The 17,978-nt window shown below is 59.1% G+C and carries 21 protein-coding genes; 12 read left to right on the top strand and 9 right to left on the bottom strand.

Going from position 1 to position 17,978, the window contains the following annotated elements:
* Positions 1–75 precede the first annotated feature (75 nt).
* From Q0349_RS09340 to Q0349_RS09330, 3 genes are all read right to left on the bottom strand, one after another.
* The gene (locus tag Q0349_RS09340) at positions 76–1,092 is read right to left on the bottom strand and encodes a tRNA pseudouridine(13) synthase TruD (RefSeq protein WP_298080611.1); all 1,017 of its coding nucleotides are present in this window, start codon (positions 1,090–1,092) and stop codon (positions 76–78) included.
* A 319-nt stretch (positions 1,093–1,411) separates the two neighbouring features.
* Positions 1,412–3,115 (bottom strand): proline--tRNA ligase, encoded by a 1,704-nt coding sequence (locus Q0349_RS09335; protein ID WP_298080610.1) that lies wholly within the window; start codon positions 3,113–3,115, stop codon positions 1,412–1,414.
* 10 nt (positions 3,116–3,125) lie between these two features.
* Positions 3,126–3,851 (bottom strand): hypothetical protein, encoded by a 726-nt coding sequence (locus Q0349_RS09330; RefSeq protein WP_298080609.1) that lies wholly within the window; start codon positions 3,849–3,851, stop codon positions 3,126–3,128.
* Positions 3,852–3,965: 114 nt separating this feature from the next.
* Between Q0349_RS09330 and Q0349_RS09325 the strand changes: the two genes are divergently transcribed.
* From Q0349_RS09325 to Q0349_RS09305, 5 genes are all read left to right on the top strand, one after another.
* Positions 3,966–4,946, top strand: coding sequence for a malate dehydrogenase (locus Q0349_RS09325; protein WP_298080608.1), 981 nt, complete (start codon positions 3,966–3,968; stop codon positions 4,944–4,946).
* Positions 4,947–5,154: 208 nt separating this feature from the next.
* The gene (locus Q0349_RS09320) at positions 5,155–5,664 is read left to right on the top strand and encodes a hypothetical protein (RefSeq protein ID WP_298080607.1); all 510 of its coding nucleotides are present in this window, start codon (positions 5,155–5,157) and stop codon (positions 5,662–5,664) included.
* On the top strand, positions 5,661–6,170 hold the full coding sequence (locus Q0349_RS09315) for a hypothetical protein (RefSeq protein WP_298080606.1): 510 nt from the start codon (positions 5,661–5,663) through the stop codon (positions 6,168–6,170). The genes Q0349_RS09320 and Q0349_RS09315 overlap by 4 nt, the downstream gene beginning before the upstream one ends.
* Positions 6,167–6,673 (top strand): hypothetical protein, encoded by a 507-nt coding sequence (locus tag Q0349_RS09310; protein WP_298080604.1) that lies wholly within the window; start codon positions 6,167–6,169, stop codon positions 6,671–6,673. Before Q0349_RS09315 ends, Q0349_RS09310 begins: the two co-directional genes overlap by 4 nt.
* Positions 6,670–7,278, top strand: a complete 609-nt coding sequence (locus Q0349_RS09305; RefSeq protein WP_298080603.1) for a glutathione S-transferase N-terminal domain-containing protein — start codon at positions 6,670–6,672, stop codon at positions 7,276–7,278. The genes Q0349_RS09310 and Q0349_RS09305 overlap by 4 nt, the downstream gene beginning before the upstream one ends.
* Before the next feature lie 129 nt (positions 7,279–7,407).
* On the opposite strand, the gene Q0349_RS09300 is transcribed toward Q0349_RS09305, so the two are convergent.
* Positions 7,408–8,163, bottom strand: coding sequence for a hypothetical protein (locus Q0349_RS09300; RefSeq protein ID WP_298080602.1), 756 nt, complete (start codon positions 8,161–8,163; stop codon positions 7,408–7,410).
* 151 nt (positions 8,164–8,314) lie between these two features.
* On the opposite strand from Q0349_RS09300, the gene Q0349_RS09295 reads away from it, so the two are divergent.
* The 5 genes from Q0349_RS09295 to Q0349_RS09275 all read left to right on the top strand — a co-directional run bounded on the left by Q0349_RS09295 (position 8,315) and on the right by Q0349_RS09275 (position 12,914).
* Positions 8,315–8,911, top strand: coding sequence for a glutathione S-transferase N-terminal domain-containing protein (locus tag Q0349_RS09295; protein WP_298080601.1), 597 nt, complete (start codon positions 8,315–8,317; stop codon positions 8,909–8,911).
* 147 nt (positions 8,912–9,058) lie between these two features.
* The gene (locus Q0349_RS09290; protein WP_298080600.1) at positions 9,059–10,813 is read left to right on the top strand and encodes a SulP family inorganic anion transporter; all 1,755 of its coding nucleotides are present in this window, start codon (positions 9,059–9,061) and stop codon (positions 10,811–10,813) included.
* 69 nt (positions 10,814–10,882) lie between these two features.
* Positions 10,883–11,323, top strand: coding sequence for a copper resistance protein NlpE N-terminal domain-containing protein (locus Q0349_RS09285; RefSeq protein ID WP_298080598.1), 441 nt, complete (start codon positions 10,883–10,885; stop codon positions 11,321–11,323).
* A gap of 155 nt (positions 11,324–11,478) precedes the next feature.
* A complete protein-coding gene (locus Q0349_RS09280) occupies positions 11,479–11,826 on the top strand; it encodes a hypothetical protein (RefSeq protein ID WP_298080597.1) in 348 nt (115 codons plus the stop codon).
* Between the two features lie 17 nt (positions 11,827–11,843).
* On the top strand, positions 11,844–12,914 hold the full coding sequence (locus Q0349_RS09275; RefSeq protein ID WP_298080596.1) for a tRNA nucleotidyltransferase: 1,071 nt from the start codon (positions 11,844–11,846) through the stop codon (positions 12,912–12,914).
* Here the strand turns inward: Q0349_RS09275 and Q0349_RS09270 are convergent.
* The 5 genes from Q0349_RS09270 to infA all read right to left on the bottom strand — a co-directional run bounded on the left by Q0349_RS09270 (position 12,909) and on the right by infA (position 16,007).
* A complete protein-coding gene (locus Q0349_RS09270; protein ID WP_298080595.1) occupies positions 12,909–13,451 on the bottom strand; it encodes a hypothetical protein in 543 nt (180 codons plus the stop codon). The two genes, Q0349_RS09275 and Q0349_RS09270, sit on opposite strands and share 6 nt — an antisense overlap.
* A 23-nt stretch (positions 13,452–13,474) precedes the next feature.
* Positions 13,475–14,359, bottom strand: a complete 885-nt coding sequence (gene speB, locus Q0349_RS09265; RefSeq protein ID WP_366916306.1) for an agmatinase — start codon at positions 14,357–14,359, stop codon at positions 13,475–13,477.
* A 253-nt stretch (positions 14,360–14,612) separates the two neighbouring features.
* On the bottom strand, positions 14,613–14,948 hold the full coding sequence (locus tag Q0349_RS09260; protein ID WP_298080592.1) for a hypothetical protein: 336 nt from the start codon (positions 14,946–14,948) through the stop codon (positions 14,613–14,615).
* 60 nt (positions 14,949–15,008) lie between these two features.
* Positions 15,009–15,737, bottom strand: coding sequence for a UDP-2,3-diacylglucosamine diphosphatase (locus Q0349_RS09255; RefSeq protein WP_298080591.1), 729 nt, complete (start codon positions 15,735–15,737; stop codon positions 15,009–15,011).
* 51 nt (positions 15,738–15,788) lie between these two features.
* Positions 15,789–16,007, bottom strand: coding sequence for a translation initiation factor IF-1 (gene infA / locus Q0349_RS09250; RefSeq protein ID WP_004138866.1), 219 nt, complete (start codon positions 16,005–16,007; stop codon positions 15,789–15,791).
* Positions 16,008–16,137: 130 nt separating this feature from the next.
* Here infA and gcvT point away from each other — a divergent pair, with 130 nt between their 5' ends.
* Together gcvT and Q0349_RS09240 are read left to right on the top strand one after the other, a co-directional pair.
* Positions 16,138–17,241 carry a glycine cleavage system aminomethyltransferase GcvT gene (gcvT, locus tag Q0349_RS09245; RefSeq protein ID WP_298080588.1) on the top strand — a complete coding sequence of 368 codons (1,104 nt, stop codon included), beginning with the start codon at positions 16,138–16,140 and terminating at the stop codon, positions 17,239–17,241.
* A gap of 22 nt (positions 17,242–17,263) precedes the next feature.
* Positions 17,264–17,596 carry a hypothetical protein gene (locus Q0349_RS09240; RefSeq protein WP_298080586.1) on the top strand — a complete coding sequence of 111 codons (333 nt, stop codon included), beginning with the start codon at positions 17,264–17,266 and terminating at the stop codon, positions 17,594–17,596.
* Positions 17,597–17,978 lie beyond the last annotated feature (382 nt).

Here is a 17,978-nt window from a genome sequence, read left to right as displayed (position 1 = left end):
CCTCCCCGGTCTCTCTCCCAGAGGGAGAGGGGCTTATCCGCCGAATTGCAAACAGCGCCTAATGCTGAAGAACAGCTATTCCGGTGCGCTGTTTTCGCCTTCGGCCTTGATGCCGCTGGCGTCATGCAATGCAAAGATACTGGCGAGCAGGGCAGTGGCGTAGCTACCGCGTGGCAGGGTGAAGGCGAGGTGCAGGGTGTGTGTGTCCTGCCACTCGTATTGCAGGTCGCGCGGACGCACGGTGAGCGCGCGCCAGCCGCCGTCGGCGTATTTTTGCAGATATTGCACGGCGGCTTGTTGCGCGGCGTCGGTGCTTTCCAGCCAGGCGCTGACGGCAGGCGGCAGCGCGCTTTTTTCTTTGCCGGGCAACCAGCCGCCGAGGGCGATGTCGCCGCTTGCCAGGCGCGCTAGCAGGGCATCGTCCACCGCCTCAATGGTGAAGTGGCTGTTGCTGCCGGCGAGCATGGCGCGGTCGCCGGGCTGTGGGGTGTGTAGGGCGTCAGCAGCGCGGCGGGCGTCCAGTTGGGCGTTGTAGGCGGTGGCGCGCAGGGTGGAAAGCACTTGCGCGCGTTCGTCGTGTTTTTTCGGTAGCTGGCCGCGTTCGACCCAGCGTTGTGCCTTGTCGCGGTTCGCATGGCCAAAGCGCTGCTCGCCGAAATAGTTGGGGAAACCGGTGCGGGCAAGGCCGGTAAGCGCGCTTTCAATGGCGATCGGGTCGGCGTCAATATCACGCAAGGTGATGGCAAACTGGTTGTGACGGTGCGCGCCAACGCGCAGTTTGCGTTCGTTCAGGTGGCGCTCGAGGATACGCCAGCCGTCGCCACTATCGGGCAGTTGCACGCTGTATTTGGCGGGGAGCGATAGCCATTGGCGGGTGACGGCGTGGCGGTCTTTGAGGCCGCTGTGCGCGATGTCTTTTGGCGGGCAGCCGCTGAGGCGCGCCCATTCGCGTTTGAGCCAGGCGGTGTTGAGGCCGGTTTTTTCGACGTAGCACCAGAGGTGTTCGCCGTGGCCGGTTAAGAGGAAGTCGATTTGTTCGGCGACGCGGAAGTCGGCGGGGCTTTGTTTGAGGGTGGCGCGGGGTTTGGGCATGGGTTTTCTCAATGTATGGCAATTCACGCAATGTTCTGTACAAGGCGCGACGCCGAAGACAGTACGCTTTGTACGGCGCGGGTTGCCCATAAAAATGGCTTTGCCATTTTTATGGGTGCCCGGTCAGGCGGCGCAACACCGTACAGGGCTTTGCGTGGTTTGCCATAAAAAAGCCGTGAGGCTTGCGGCTCACGGCGGGGTCATTTTGACGGGTCAGGGGCTGTTTGCAATTCACGCCCCAACCGCGTCAGCGGTAAACGCTACATCCATTTACATACACTTGAGCGCTCAATGTGTATGTAAACATTGCAAACTCGCTTTAGCGCGATGCGGTCAAGCGCTCATAGATAGCGTCAAGCGGTACCATTTCGGCGCTGTCGCTGCGGCGTTCTTTGTATTCGACTTCGCCATTCGCCAGGGTTTTGTCGGAAATGACGACGCGCGTCGGGATGCCGATGAGGTCGATGTCGGCGAACATGAAGCCGGGGCGTTTGCCACGGTCGTCCAGCACGACGTCCACGCCCGCATCCAGCAGTTTTTGGTAGAGCGCTTCGGCGGCAGCCAGCACTTCCGGTGATTTGGCGGCGTTCAGCGGCAGGATGGCGACGGTAAACGGCGCGATGGCTTGCGGCCAGATAATGCCGCGTTCGTCGTGGTTTTGTTCGATGGCGGCGGCGACAACGCGGGTAACGCCGATGCCGTAGCAGCCCATCAGCGGGGTGGCAGAACCGCCGTCTTCGAGCTGGACTTTCAGTCCCATGGCTTCGCTGTATTTTTTGCCGAGCTGGAAGATGTGACCGACTTCGATGCCACGGCGAATGGCGAGTGTGCCGCTGCCGTCCGGGGCGAGGTCGCCTTCGACGATGTTGCGCAGGTCGGCGATTTTGCCGAGCGGGACGTCGCGCTCCCAGTTGATGTTGAAGTAGTGGTAGTCGTCTTCGTTGGCGCCGGCGGCGAAATTGGCGATATGGGCAGCGGCGTAATCGACGATGATCGGCACGTTCGCCCCAACCGGGCCGAGCGAGCCGGCGCCTGCTCCCATGGCTGCGCGGATTTCGGCTTCGTCTGCCATGCGCAAGGGCGCGGCGACTTCGGGCAGGTGTTCGGCCTTGATGGCGTTGAGTTCGTGGTCGCCACGGATGATGAGGGCGACGATGCCACCTTCGGCGCCGGCAACCATCAGGGTTTTGATGGTGCGCTCTATCGGCACGCCGTGTTTTTCGACGAGTGCGGCGATGGTTTTGCAGTCCGGCGTCGGCCGTTTTTCCATCGCGGCGCTCGGCGCAGGACGAGCGCCGCTCGGGCGCAAGGCTTCGGCTTTTTCGAGGTTGGCCGCGTAGCTGCCGCCGCTGGAGAAGACGATGGCGTCTTCGCCGGTCGCCGCCAGCACGTGGAATTCGTGCGAGCCGGTGCCGCCGATGGAGCCGTTGTCGGCGATGACCGGGCGGTAATCGAGGCCGAGGCGGTCGAAGATGCGGCAGTAGGCGTCGTACATGTCCTGATAGGTCGCCTGCAAGCTCGCTTCGTCAAGGTGGAAGCTGTAGGCGTCTTTCATCAGGAATTCGCGCCCGCGCATCACGCCGAAACGTGGCCGGATTTCGTCGCGGAATTTGGTCTGGATTTGGTAAACGTTCAGCGGTAATTGTTTATAGCTGGCAAGATCGCGCCGCATCAGGTCGGTGATGACTTCTTCATGCGTCGGCCCCAGGCAGTATTCGCGCTCGTGCCGATCGAGGAAGCGCAGCAACTCCGGGCCGTAATCCTGCCAGCGTCCCGATTCTTGCCAGAGTTCGCCCGGCTGTACGCCCGGCATCAACAGCTCCAGTGAACCGGCGCGGTTCATTTCTTCGCGGATGATGCGCTCGACTTTGCGCAGCACACGCAAGCCCAGCGGCAGCCAGGTGTACACGCCGAGGGCGTTTTGCCGGATCATCCCCGCGCGCAGCATCAGCTGGTGGCTGATGATTTCGGCGTCAGCAGGGGTTTCTTTTTGGGTGGTGAGCCAGAATCGGGAGAGGCGCATGAGTTCGTGTTTAACCTTTGGGTTGTTCTTTCGGGTTCATAGTGCTGCCTTCAGCACCGGCTGCAGGTGACGGCGCAACCGGTTGCGGTGGTGGTACTGCAGTAGCAGGCATAATTGGCTGAGCCGGTGTCACCGCAGGTGGAATGCGGGAAGGTGCGATTGCCGGCGGCATTGTTGCCCGATTAATTGGAACGCCGTTTACCTCCGGCGATGATTGACAATAGCGGTCAACGATCCCTTCTGCTTGCTGTTTGCGCTCGGCGATCTGCTCGCTTGACAGCGCAATCAGGTTACCTTTGCCGTCATCTTCAACGATATTGGTTTTGGTCTGGATGGTTTTCAAGTTCTGCTGCGCCTCTGCACAACGTTGCTCCCGTGAAATAGAACCGGGTGGCAGTGGCTGGTTGTCATTCGCCCGAGTAGCGTTTCCGGAGGTATCCGTCGGACGTACCGGACGCAATACAGCGATGCTGTCGCTGGTCGGGCGTTCGCTGACCAGCATCCCCTGCTCATTGATTTTGGTGTAGTTGGTGACACCGCGCGGCACATATTTGCCGTAGTGCGTTTTTCCGCCTGAACGCCACTTGTAGAAAATTTTTAGTGGTTCAACGCCAGGTCTGGTGTAAACCTCCGGCGGACGTTCATCTGCCGCTGCAGCAGGTTTGCTGTCCTGCGCCCACACGGTAGCACAAGAGAGGGAAACGGCCAGGGTCAACAAAGATGTTTTCAATTTCATGGTTGAATTCCTTATCTAAAGAGACCGTCATATTCTAACATTAATTTTCAGAAAAGAATCCACCCTGCTATAATTATTTTCCTCAAATTTTCCCAAACATACAGGAGATTCCTCATGAAAAACCCCGTTCGCGTCACCATCACCGGTGCGGCAGGCAACATCGGCTATGCGCTCGCTTTCCGCGTCGCAGCTGGCGATATGCTCGGCCCGGACCAGCCCGTCATCCTGCAATTGCTGGAAATCACCCCGGCGCTGGACGCACTCAAGGGCGTTGCCATGGAACTCAACGATTGCGCCTTCCCACTGCTGTGCGGCCTCGTCACCACTGACGACGCCAATGTCGCCTTCAAGGACTGCGATTACGCGCTCCTGGTCGGTGCCCGTCCGCGCGGCCCCGGCATGGAGCGCAAGGATTTGCTCGCCGCGAACGGCGCCATCTTCGGCCCGCAGGGCAAAGCGCTGAACGACCACGCCTCGCGCAACGTCAAAGTATTGGTCGTCGGCAACCCGGCCAACACCAATGCCCTCATCGCCCAGGCCGCCGCGCCGGATCTCAACCCGCGCAACTTCACCGCGATGACCCGCCTCGACCACAACCGCGCGCTGTCGCAACTGGCCGAAAAAACCGGCACGCACAGCACCGACGTCGCCAAAATGACCATCTGGGGCAATCACTCCTCCACCCAATACCCGGACATCAGCCACGCCACCGTGCAGGGCAAACCCGCTAAAGGCCTGATTGAAGACGCCTGGTACAAAGACACCTTCATCCCCGTCGTACAACAGCGCGGTGCTGCCATCATCAAGGCGCGCGGCGCGTCCTCTGCCGCCTCTGCCGCCTCCGCCGCGATTGACCATATGCGCAGCTGGGCGCTCGGCACCGACGGCGACGACTGGGTCAGCATGGGCGTTCCGTCCGACGGCTCCTACGGCATCGCTCCCGGCATCATCTACTCCTACCCCTGCCGCTGCAAAAACGGCGACTACGAAATCGTCCAGGGTCTCGACATCGACGCCTTCAGCCGTGAAAAAATGGACGCGACCGAACGCGAACTGCGCGAAGAACGCGCCGCCGTCGAACACCTGCTCAAATAAACACAGCGCCACAACCGCCCCGCCCCGCGCGGGGCTTTTCCCAAGAGCCTGTTCAAAATCCCGCTGCGGGCGTTATGCGTGCGGGATTGGGCGGGCTGCTTCGTTGCAAGACTTGGCAAGGTAGCACACATTGCCTGCGTCTTGCGCCTTGCATCCCATCCCAACCCGCCCCCATTCACCTCACCCCGGAATATTGAACAGGCTCTAAATGACCGCCGCACAGCACAAAAAACTCGCCTTCGCCTGGATAGCCGCCAACATCATCCTCATCCCGCACATCCGTCCGGTAGAAGGCACCGCCTCGCTCTACACTGACCTTATCCTCGGCCTCAGCGGCCTGCCGCTCTGTTGGTGGGTGTGGCGCGACCGCCACGAAACCCTCACCTACCACTTCGCCTGGGAAACGCCACTACTCACCCTCATCCTGCTGATATTCCTCACCCTACCCGCGCTGCGCGACCTCATCGGCGGCAGCCAAACCCTCACCCCGCATTGGCACAGCACCGACCGCAACGCGCGAATGCCCGACCACTACTACCTTGAACTTTTCGCCAAACCACTCGCCACCGTACCCACGACACTACGCATCCGCCGCACCACATATGACCAGCTCAACCGCATCCGTGGCAGTCGCAGCGAGCGCCCGCCCGCCATCCGTGTCGAATACTGGCCACACAGCCGCACCCTCAAACACCTTGATATCCCGGAGACCCCATGAGAGAAGCCTTCTTTGAATGGCTGCAACAATCGCCCCTCCTCTGCCTCCTCGCCATCGCCTTTGTCGCTGTCGAAATCCTGACCCCATCCACCGGCATCAATGCTCTCTACGGCAACATCCTCGCCGGACTCATCGCCATCCCGGCCGTCATCGAACGCTGGCACAGCCGCCACAAACGCGACGAATGGCTCTCCGACCTCATTCTCTGGCTGCTGCTCGGCGCCGGCCTCTACCTCTACATCATCCCGTCCAGCCGCGACCTCGCCAGCGGTAGCCAAACCCTCACCACCGCCGACTACCGCCTGCACAAAAAACACCGCTCCCGCCACAGCTACGACTTCCGTAGCCGTTACCGCCTCGAAATCCCGGCAATCCGCACCACCTTCCGCATCGACCAAAAAGACTACGACCGCCTCGACCGAACCCCGGCTCCGACCATCCACATCGAATACTGGCCACACAGCCACACCCTCAAACGCCTCGACATCCACAACGACACCCCATGAAAGACACCCTCTTTGAATGGCTGCAACAATCGCCCTGGCTCGTCGCTCTCGCCGCCCTCATGCTCGCCACCCACATCCTTGCCCCGACCGAAGGCATCGGCGCCCTCTACGGCGACATTATCACCGGCCTCATCGCCATTCCCGTCGCCCTCGAACGCTGGCTGACCCGCAATTACCGCCGTGAGCGCCTCAGCGACCTCGCCGCACTCGCCCTGCTCGCCGGCGCCGTCATCGTACTCATCGCCCCGGCGAGCCTTGACCTCATTCGCGGCAGCAAAACCATCACCACCCGGAACTACCACGCACGCGAAACCGCCTGGAGCACGCACCGCAAAACCCGCTACCTCCTCGAACTCCCCGAAACCCGCGCCCGCCTCTACATTGACTACCCCAACTACAGCCAGCTCACCAATACAAACACCCATACCATCCGCGTAGAATACTGGCCGGCAAGCGATACCATCCGCCGCCTGACCATCAACCCGACCGAGGAAAGCCAATGAAACTCTACACCAGCACCACCTCCCCCACCGCGCGCGCCATCATCCTGACCGCGCTTTCACAAAACAAAGACGAGCTGCAACTCGCCTACGCCGACCCGTGGACAACCCCGCCCGAACTCACCGCAGAAAACCCCTTCTCGCAAGTGCCGACCCTCATCACCGACGACGGCATCCACATCTACAACACCCTCACCATCGCCGACTACCTCTTTGACCACCCCTTCCGTGGCGCGGCACAAACCGCCGTGGCGGGCTACGCCACCGCCCTGCTCGAACAAATCATCAAAGCCTACTCGCTGGCGCGCTTCCAGCCGGAAGGCACGGCGGAACACCCGCACATCGCGCGCGCCCGCGCCGCCGTTGTCCGCGGCCTCGAACGCGCGCCGCAACTCGACCCGGCGAGCAACCACATCGCGCAACACCTGCTGGCGATGGCCTACCACTACGCCGAACTGCGCCACCCCGCGCTCTACCCGCACCTGGATGCCGACAAACGCCGCGCCTTCGCCGAATACCAGAAGCGTCCTGACGTGCGCGCCGTCCGCCCCGAAGCGCTGGAACAACACCCGGCCAGCATCGCCGCCGTGCGGCAAAGCATCCGCTAAAACACACACCTTATCCTGCGGGGCGGAATTCGCAGCGGGCGAAGGAGGAACAATAGACGAAAAACAGCCGATAAAATCTCGCCGCAACCACAAAAAACCCGCCATAGGCGGGTTTATCTTTTTATCATTTTACAACTTGATATTTTCCACTGACCGTTTTGCGTCTTCAACAGCCTTTTTCTCTTGTGCATTCTGCGCTTCCTGTTCCTTTCGTGTAAATTCTGCTTCCGTTTTTTCAATGGCAGCGCGGTCAATTAATATCTGATAAAGATAGATACTCTGTGGATAGGGAACCAGCACTGCCATGGCACCGGATCCTTTAAGATTGATGACACCATCAGTGTCAGTTTCAGAATCCGAACAATCTCCCCAGCAGGATACAGCCTTGGCATGGGAAGAATTAACATTCCACGGAAAAGTATTTTTCCCGACATTTGCAAAAAAATAACTGTCTGGTGCAGCCGTCTTGCTTATCGTAGGTGCACCATATTTCTCACTGATCTTGTCGCGGATAGCAAGAAGGTTGTTATATTTTTCATTATCTGGCAAATTTTCGGGTAGCGGAATTTTCTTTGAACGAATAATTTGCATAATACCAAACCCATCGCTGGTAAAAATGTCAATTTCTTCTTCCAGACTGGCTCGACAAACAAAACGCCTGGCACCTTTGATTTTTGTCTCGCCCACATCATAAGTTCGCAACGCTGTGAAACCGTTCCGGTTATAAATACAGGTTTCCTTGATAAGTGGCATATAGACTTCTTTTTTCATGCCCAATTTAAAGCTATTCAAATCAAATTCGCGATAATTTGTTTCGGCAAAAGAGGGGACTGCCATTGTGGTGAATATGGCGGCCAATGAAAGAGAAAACGTACATGTGCGCATAACAACTCCTTGGTTTGCTTCAGGGGAAAATCGGGCACTTGCCCGCTGTTTTTATACCACAACAAGCTTCATGTTACCGCTGTCTTATAATGCCGCAGTCGTAGCGGAATCCGATCCCTGCCTCCCCCTCACCAAATTTATGGAGAACCCCATGAAACTCTACCTCAGCACCACCTCGCCTTACTCCCGCCTCGCCCTCATCGCAGCAATGCGCAGCGGACACACCAACCTGCAACTGCACTACGTCCTGCCCTGGGAAAACCCGGCTGACCTCCTCGCCGTCAACCCCTACAGCCAAATCCCGGCGCTGCATTGCGACGACGGCAACATCCTCACCGAAACCCTCATCATCATGCACTACCTCGACGACCGCGTGCTGCGCGGCGGCGGCACCTGTGCCCGTGCCGCTTACGGCATCGCCACCATCAACCAGGCCGTGCGCGCGTTCTCCCTCGCCATGCACCAACCGGCAGGCAGCCTGCCGCATCCGCACATCGCCCGCAGCCGCGCCGCGCTTGCCCGCGCCCTGCCGCACGCGCCGCAACTTGAGCCCGTATCCGCCGACTGGGGGCACATCATCCTCGGTAACGGCCTGAACTATGTGCGAATGCGCCTACCGGAGATTTACACCGCACACACCAGCCGCGACAACCAGAATGCTGTTGCCGCCTTCCTCACCCGCGACTTCATGCAAAAAACCGAGACGCCGCAACTGGAAAAACGCCCCGCTCGCGTCGCCGACCTGTAAAAACCTTGTCGCAACAGCACAGCCGCCTTCCCCGCTTCGCTTCAGCGCAGGCGGGGATTTTTGCATGGTCAGCACCCCCGCCCTTTTCCGCACCACGGCGACAAACCTTGCTATGCTGCCTCTGTTTTGCTTAGCGGAGAAAGGTTGATGCAAGGGATTTTTGCCGCGCTGGAGCTGGTTTTCTGGCGCGTGTTCATGTTGCTTTGGCCGTGGTTGCGTTGGCCGAAGCCGTCGGCAGCGTCGCTGCGTGGTGATTTTTGCGCGGGGCTGACCGGTGCGGCGCTGGTGTTGCCGCAGGGGATTGCCTTCGCCCGCATCGCCGGGTTGCCGCCGCTGTTCGGGCTTTACAGCGCGATGTTTGCTGCGGTGGTGGCGGCGTTGTTCGGCTCCAGTTGGCATTTGGTGAGCGGGCCGACGGTGGCGCTGTCCATCGTGCTGCCGACGGTGCTTGCGCCGTATGCGCCGCTGGCGTCGCCGGAGTATGTGGCGCTGTCGCTGGTGTTGATGTTTTTGGTGGGCGTGATTCAGCTCGCGTTTGCGGTGTTCCGCCTCGGCGGGCTGGTCAATTTTATTTCGCCGACGGTGGTGACGGGCTTCACTGCGGGCGCGGGCGTGCTGATTGTGTTCAGTCAGTTACCGGATTTTTTCGGGGTGGCTGTGCCGCATGGTTTGTCGCTGCCGGAGCGGGCGATGGCGCTGGCGGCGCTGTTGCCGTCCGCCCATTGGCCAACGCTGGCGATTGCGGCGACGACGCTCGCGGTCGCCGTTCTCACTCGCCGTTTTTGTCGCCGCTGGCCGTATATGCTGGTCGGGATGCTGGCGGGCAGTCTGCTCTCACTCGCCATTGACGGTGCCGGACGCGGGGTGGCGATGCTTGGCGCGCTGCCGCTGAGCGCGCCCGCGTGGCAATGGCCGCCGTTGCAATGGCAGACGCTGCGCCAGTTGTTGCCGGCGGCGTTTGCGGTCGCCCTGCTCGGCCTCATCAATGCGGTGTCAATCGCCCGCGCCATCGCCGCCCGCTCCGGGCAACGCATTGACGGCAATCAGGAATTTTTTGGGCAGGGGCTGGCGAACGTGGTCGGCAGTTGTTGCTGCTGCTATGTGATTTCCGGCTCGTTCAACCGCAGCGGTGTCAATTTTGACAGCGGCGCGCGTTCGCCGCTGGCGCAGGTGTTTACCGCCGCGCTGGTCGCCGCCGCGCTCGCACTCGCGCCCGGCATCACCCGCTTTTTGCCACTCGCCGCGATGGCCGGGGTCATCATGCTCGCCGCCTGGAATTTGCTTGATTTTGCCCGCTTCAGGCTCACCCTGCGCACATCGCGCAACGAGACGGCGATTCTGCTGGCGACGTTCGTGTCCACACTGCTGTTCAGTCTGGATTTTGCGATTTATGTCGGCGTGATTCTGTCTTTGGTGCTGTATTTGCAGAAGATTGCGCATCCGGTATTAAGCGCGGCGGATTTTGCGCCGCTCTACCGCCAATGTCGCGCGGCCGACCCCGCTTTTGTGCCGCCGCTGCGCGCGGTGCATCTCGACGGCTCGATTTTCTTCGGCTCGGTGGAACATATCCGCAGTCGCCTCGCCGAACTGGCTGTGGCGCATGAGGGGCGCAATCTGGTCATTCTCGCCGAGGGGCTGAACCGTCTTGACCTTGCCGGGATTGAAATGCTGCTTGATGAGCGGCGCGCGTTGCAACAGCGCGGCGGCGACCTTTATCTGATTGGCATGAAACCGTATTTGCGGCGCAAGCTGCGACGCAGTCCGTACTGGTCATTGCTTGGCGGTCAGGAGCATTTGTTTGAAAGTACCTTCGTCGCTTTCCGCGAGGTGTGCGTGCGTCTCGGTATCCGTAACTATCGCAGTTACATGAAGTATTTGTTTCGAGATTACAACAGGCTGTAGTCATATTGATACTTGCGCGCGGGGCGAAAATCCATACCATAGCCCGCTACCAAACACGAGACGAGATACATGAAACACCTTCTTTTGATGACCGCGCTGCTTGGTGCGCTGTTCGGCTGCTCCAGCACGCGCGACAAGGATGAAGACCGCCCCGCCCGCCGTCCGGTGCAGGAAGCGGTCGTTGAAAATGCACGGAAAAACGTTTCCTGGCAGGGGACTTATCAGGGCATCCTGCCGTGCTCCGCCTGCGAGGGCGTGGCGACGATGATCGTCCTCAACCCGAACATGACCTACACCACGCGCACGCGGATGCTCGGCATCGACGACAAGGACCGCACCGGCGAAGGGCGCTTTGAATGGCTGCCGGACAACAGCCATATCGCCATCGACAGCGAAGGGCAACGCAAGATATTCCGCGTCCACAGTGATCATCTGGAAATGCGAATGCCTAATGGCGATGCCATTCCGACCGCGAATCCTGAAGCGTTCCAGTTGATGAAAACGGAATGACGTTTTTGATGACATGATTACTTCCTAAAGTATATTGCCCCGCCCTGCGGGGTATTTTTTATAGCAATCCTCATAAAGCCCTGTACGGCGTTGCGCCTTGTACAGAACTTTGTGAGTATCGCCATATATGAACCATCCGAAAAGAGGCGGAAATAATGACCATATCCCTGATGGAAAAAGCCGATTTCATCGAAAAATATAACGGCAAGGATGACGAAGTATTGACGCGAATGTATGACACCTTCCATAAAATCCAGCACGCCAAGGCATCGCTGTTATTAAACCTGAAACCGCCGGAAGCAGGCGATGACGAAGAATACGGGCTGGAATTGATGCGTTGTTACGAACATTACCGCGCCCTGGAATTTGCCGATGCCGCCATTCGTGAAATTCTGACCGGCGAAGATATGTATGAACAGCTCATGCAAGAACCGCTGACGCTGGAACGTTTTCTCGCCTTGCTCAAAGGCTTCAAACACGAAATGGCGAATTATATGCACTGATGACGGAGAAATAGCGGATGGAAATCTTTTTGGTGGGCGGCGCGGTGCGCGATCAATTATTGGGACTGCCGGTGCATGATCGCGATTGGGTCGTGGTTGGCGCGACGGCGGAAGAAATGTTGGCGCAAGGGTTCCGACAGGTCGGCAAGGATTTCCCGGTGTTTCTGCACCCCGAAACGGGCGAGGAATACGCGCTGGCGCGGCAGGAGCGCAAGACCGGGCGCGGCCATCAGGCCTTTATCTTTGATTTCGCGCCGGATGTATCGCTGGAAGCGGATTTGTTGCGCCGTGATTTGACGATTAACGCGATGGCGCAGGCGGCGGACGGGCGACTGATTGACCCCTATGGTGGCGTGGCGGATGTGCAGGCACGCGTATTGCGCCACATCTCGCCTGCCTTTGCCGAAGACCCGCTGCGGGTGCTGCGCCTGATGCGTTTCCTGGCGCGCTTCGCCCCGCTGGGCTTTACCGTAGCAGCAGCAACGCTTGAATTGTGCCGCGAGATGGTCGCCGACGGCGAATTGCAGCATTTGAGCGCGGAGCGCGTCTGGACGGAATGCGAAAAAGCGTTGGCATCATCCGCACCGCAGGCATTTTTCAGCGGTTTGCAGGCAGTGGATGCGCTCGATGTGTTGGGCTTTAACGTCAGCGATGCACAATTGGCAACAATGAATACCCGCTTGCAGGCGGTGTTGGCGATGGATGAAAGCGCCGAACACCGCCTTGCCGTGTGGCTGCAGGGCGAGGACTGTGCTGCGGCGCGGGCGGCATTGCAAGCAGCGTTACCGCTGCCCAAGCGCTACCGCTACTGGCTGCAACTGGTGGCAGATTACGGCGATGCCGTGCGCCGCTGGCGTGAATGCGATGGCGCAGCGCGCTGGCAGATGTTGAAGGCGAGCGGCAGCCTGCGCGCTGAAGGCGATGTACTGACGCTGGCGCGGCTGATGCAGGTTGAGGCAGCGCTGTTGGCAGAAATAGAAAACGCCCGCGAACAGGTGCGGGCGTTATCCACAGATGAATTGGCGCGGCAGTATCAGGGCGCAGAATTGGGCGAACGGATACGGGCAGCGCAGATAAACGCGTTATAACAGCTTCTGAATATTTGGCTGTTCCAGTTTTCGGGTAAATTCATAGCGCGTAATTTTGGGATCCTTAAAAATGGGCGCTTTTACCGTAATTTTGGTACTGGTATTACCGATGAGCTGCTCTCCATCCTTTTTCGTAGCCAATCCCCAAAGAGGACCAGTAAGCTTGGTTTCAAAAGAGACATCGGCATAGTCTTTGAACAGATCATCATGATAGACGATAAAGCTGGTCAACCTGTCCGGGATATAACCATTTTTCTCTCGCTGCGGTTTCTGGAAATGGCTGGCAGACTCGATGAAATATTCACACGCCTGGGTTTTCCCACCTGTAAATTTATAGCTATACTGGGTATATCTGTCGTTAATAATCACCGTCGCTTCCGGATCCAGTAAATCACAAAGTGCTTGCGGATTGGCTTCACGATTGAAATTCACATTTTCAACGACCCAAGGTCGCATATATCTGTCATCAAAAGTCTGGTAATTATGAAACAAATACGTCGCCAGTCCCAACGCAATTAAAATCAGCAAATGTATCATGTTTTATTTCCTCACTTTATTCGTCATTTTTGTTGCGGGTTTGCTCGCTCAACAATACCCATCATTTTGTAGGCAAGGTCGGCGGCGGTGAAATCGTAAACGTGCAGGCCGCGGATCGGGGCAAATTCGACCAAATCCATGCCGACCACCTGTCGCTGGCGGGCGACGGCGGCGATCAGGTCCAACAGTTGCCACCAGCCGAGGCCGCCCGGTACCGGGGTGCCGGTGGCGGGCATCAACGCCGCGTCCAGCCCGTCAATATCCACGGTGATGTAGATTTTTTCCGGGAAATGCGGCGGCAGGCTGAGGTCATGTAGCGGCGGGCGGCAGATGTCGCGCGCGTCATAGGCGGTGATTTGTGCCGGAAATTCGTCGCGTACTGCCTGTTCATCGAGGCTCATCGCGCGCACGCCGACCTGAAACAGCGCCACGCCTTCATCGACCAGCCGCTTCATCACGCAGGCATGGCTCCAGATGCTGCCTTCGTAGTTTTCGCGCAAATCTGCGTGTGCATCAAATTGCACTACGCCGATGCGTTCGCCGGGGCAAGCGTCGGCGACGCCCATCACCGCGCCATAGCTGACGGTGTGTTCGCCGCCCAGTACGAACGGCAGACTGCCCTGGGTGGCAACGTCGCGCACCCGTTCGCGGATGCGCAGCAGGACGTCGCCCGCTTCGCCGCGGCAGTCAATGGCCGAGTGGGTATAGATGCCAGCACGGCAAGGCTCGCCGCCCAACTGGTCATAGGTTTCGAGCTGGTCGGAGGCTTCGATGATGGCCGCCGGACCCTCGCCCGTGCCGCCGCCGTAGCTGACGGTTTTTTCGTAAGGTACGGGGATGATATGAAAGCGCGCCTTGCCTGGCGCGGGCTGGCTGATTTCGGAGCCGAGGAAGATGCGGGTACTCATCGCGGGCGCCTCCTGGTCAAGGTCAATCGCTGTCCGTTGCGGTGCGGCGGGCAGCTTCTGGCGCAATTCGTCTCCATGTGAGCGGGATATGTCATGTCTGTCCTGATGATGGTAGCGGGCGAAACAGGCAATGCGTAACGCATTGCAACGGCTTGCATTGTAACCAAAGTGTTACGGATTGCCAATGTTTACCCGCGGGCAGTTGCGCAAGAAAAAAGCCCGCAGTTGCGGGCTTTTGGCACAAGGCGACAGATTATTTGTTTTCTGTCGGCGCATCTGAGCCTTTTTCGCCTTCAGCAGCCGGGGCGGTTGCATTGGCGACGCTGGTTGCGGCTTCATGGACGTGTTCTTTGGCACTATCCATGGCTGCACCTGCGGTTTCTTTCGCCTTGTCCATCGCTTCGCCAGCGACTTCTTTGGCCTTGTCGGCAGCTTCTTTGCCGGCTTCAGCGGTGCTGGCAGCGGCTTCTTTCACGTCTTTGGCTGCGGAAGCGGCGGCTTCCTTGCTCTTGTCCTTGGTTTCGTCGGAGCAGGCGGAGAGCAGGCTGGCGGCGGCCAGGACAGCGATCATCAGTTTGTGCATTTGCATAAGTACCTCGTTTAGTTGAAGGGTCGCGGCGCAGTATAGCGGTTTCTCCCGGGGTAAATCCTAAAAAACGGCAATGCGCCCGCAATTTGCACGACAGTCTGCCAGCGTAAACGTGCCATCGGCATAGCGCAGGATTTCACCATATGGGCGCCAGTCGCCGAGGACGTACACCGTGTTGCCGTTATCGAGCCGATGCACGGCGGGGCGGTGGGTGTGGCCGTGAATGAGTACCGTCGCGGCGGCGTTCTTCAGCGCAGTGCGGATGGCGGCAGGATGGGTATCGGTGATGGCGGATGCTTTGCGGCGGGTGCGCGCCTGGCTTTGTTGGCGCAATTTTTCGGCAAGGCGGCGACGCAGCGCACGCGGCAGGCGGTAATAGAGCCATTGCAGCGGACGGCAGCGCAGCACGCGACGCAGGCGTTGATAACCACGGTCGTCGGTGCAGAGCAGGTCGCCGTGTTCAAGCAGCACGGGGGTGTCGCCCAGTTGCAGGCGGTAGCGTTCGGGCAACAGGTGCAGGTGTGCCGTGCGGGCATAAGCCGCGCCGAGGAGAAAATCGCGGTTGCCGTGCTGGTAGTACACCGGGCAAGGCAGGGCGGCGAGGGCGGCGGCAATGCGCTGGTGGAAGGGACTGGCAAGGTCGTCGCCGAGCCAGTAATCATAGAGATCACCGAGGATGTAAACCGCTTCGGCATCGCCCGCGATGGCGGCGAGCGTATCGAGAAAGGCGGCGGTAATCGCCGGCCGGTGTTCGGCGAGGTGAATGTCGGCGAGGAAGTAGATGGCCATGAGCGGGCATGAAAAAACCCGACGCGGGTCGGGCTGAAAACAGGCGGTGGCTTATTTTTCGCGGAAAATGATGCGGCCTTTGCTGAGGTCATACGGCGTCATCTCGACCTTCACCTTGTCGCCGGTGAGGATGCGGATATAGTGCTTGCGCATCCGCCCGGAGATGTGGGCGTTAATCATGTGACCGTTTTCCAGCTCGACGCGGAACGTGGTGTTGGGCAGGGTCTCCACCACGGTGCCGATCATTTCAATATTTTCTTCTTTGGACATGGTTACCTGTAAGTAGGGAAAAAACGCGCGGATTTTAACAAGTTGCCCCGTCAAATACAAAGCACATTCCGCCTCGCAGCGGTGGGGAAATATGTTAAAATTTGCGAATATTTCACATTGGAGCAACATAATGAGCACAGAAAAACACACCGCACTCTATGGCTGGCACCTCGCCCGTGGCGCGAAAATCGTCCCCTTTGCCGGTTACGCCATGCCGGTGCAATACGAAGAAGGCATCGTCAAAGAACACCTCTGGACGCGCGAACACGCCGGACTGTTCGACGTCTCGCACATGGGGCAAGTACTGGTACGCGGCGCGGACGTGGCCGCCAGCCTCGAACGCCTCTTGCCGGTAGATTTACAGGGACTTGCCGTCGGCCAGCAGCGTTACGCACTCCTCATGAACGCGCAGGGCGGGATAGATGACGACCTGATGCTGACGCGCCGCGCGAACGACTTTTACGTCGTGGTGAACGCCGCCTGCAAGGACGCCGATTTCACCAAACTGCAAGCGGGCTTGCCGGACTGCGACGTCTCCTGGTGGCAGGCGCGCGCCCTGCTCGCGCTGCAAGGGCCGGAAGCAGTGGAAGTGCTGGCGGCGATAGAACCGGCAGTGCGCGACCTCACCTTCATGCACGGCGGCGAATACACCCTGCTCGGCATCCCGTGCTGGGTCAGCCGCAGCGGTTACACCGGCGAAGACGGCTACGAAATCTCCGTGCCGAACGACCGCGCCGCCGTCCTTGCCGACCTGCTTTGCAAAGATCCGCGCGTCAAACCCGTCGGCCTCGGTGCGCGCGACAGCCTCCGCCTCGAAGCCGGACTCTGCCTCTACGGCAACGACATCGACACCACCACCACGCCGATAGAAGCCAGCCTCATCTGGGCCATCCAGAAAGTACGCCGCCCCGGTGGCGAACGCGCGGGTGGCTACCCCGGCGCGGACATCGTCGGCCAGCAAATCGAACACGGCGCGCCGCGCAAACGGGTTGGCATTGCCATCGAAGGCCGCGCCCCGGTACGCGCCCACACCGAACTGTACCTCGGCGGCGAAAAAGTCGGCGAAGTCACCAGCGGCGGCTTTGGCGCGACGCTGAACGCGCCGGTGGCAATGGGCTACGTCAAAAGCGAACACGCCGCCGTCGGCACCAAACTCAGCGCGAAAGTGCGCGACAAAGACGTGGCGGTAGAAATCGTCGCCATGCCGTTTGTGAAAAAGGATTACAAAAAATAATCCCGACCCATAACCCGCCCCGATGCCCAGCCCCCTCCGTGCCGGAGGGGGCGAAGACAAAAACAATGACCGGGAAGCGATTGCGACGGCCTCCCGAAAGAAGCACATCATGGACATCCCCCATGCGGAAGCAGAAATCGAAAAACTCCGCGACGAAATCACATTGAGACAAATGAAAGCAGAAAAGGCGCTGATTTATCTGACCCTGAAAAACCTCGCCGATGCGGCAGAGAATCCGTATGCGGAAGAGCGAAATTTTTTCCGGGAATTACTGACATCCCCGTTCATCATCTGGCTGCTGTTCTTTTCCATCGCCAGCGGCATTGCGATAGCGATGGGCAAATGGTTTGGCTAACCCGTGTTTACAATTCATCTGCAAGGCCTTGTAGGTTGGGTTAGGCGCAGCCGTAACCCAACAACGGGAGATGTTCGACATTCAGTTTGTTGGGTTACGCTCGCACCTCGCTAACCCAACCTACGAACTGGTGATGGTGGACAGCCTGCCCGGGTATTTATGCCCGGCGTTTTTTTATTAGACCTCTTTCCAAACCAGGCAAAGGCATACGTTTTTTGGAATTTGTATCCCTGCCCCCACCCCAGCCCTCCCCCACGGGGGAGGGAGCCGTTCTGCGGCAGATTCAAATAACAGCTGTCATATCGCATATGGATAATTATGAAACTATTGCTATTTTTGCAGCCAATGAGTTCCCTCCCCCTGTGGGGGAGGGTTAGGGTGG

The organism is uncultured Cardiobacterium sp., assembly GCF_938028185.1.
Lineage (GTDB): Bacteria > Pseudomonadota > Gammaproteobacteria > Cardiobacteriales > Cardiobacteriaceae > Cardiobacterium.
This window is presented reverse-complemented; position numbering and strand designations above follow the sequence as displayed.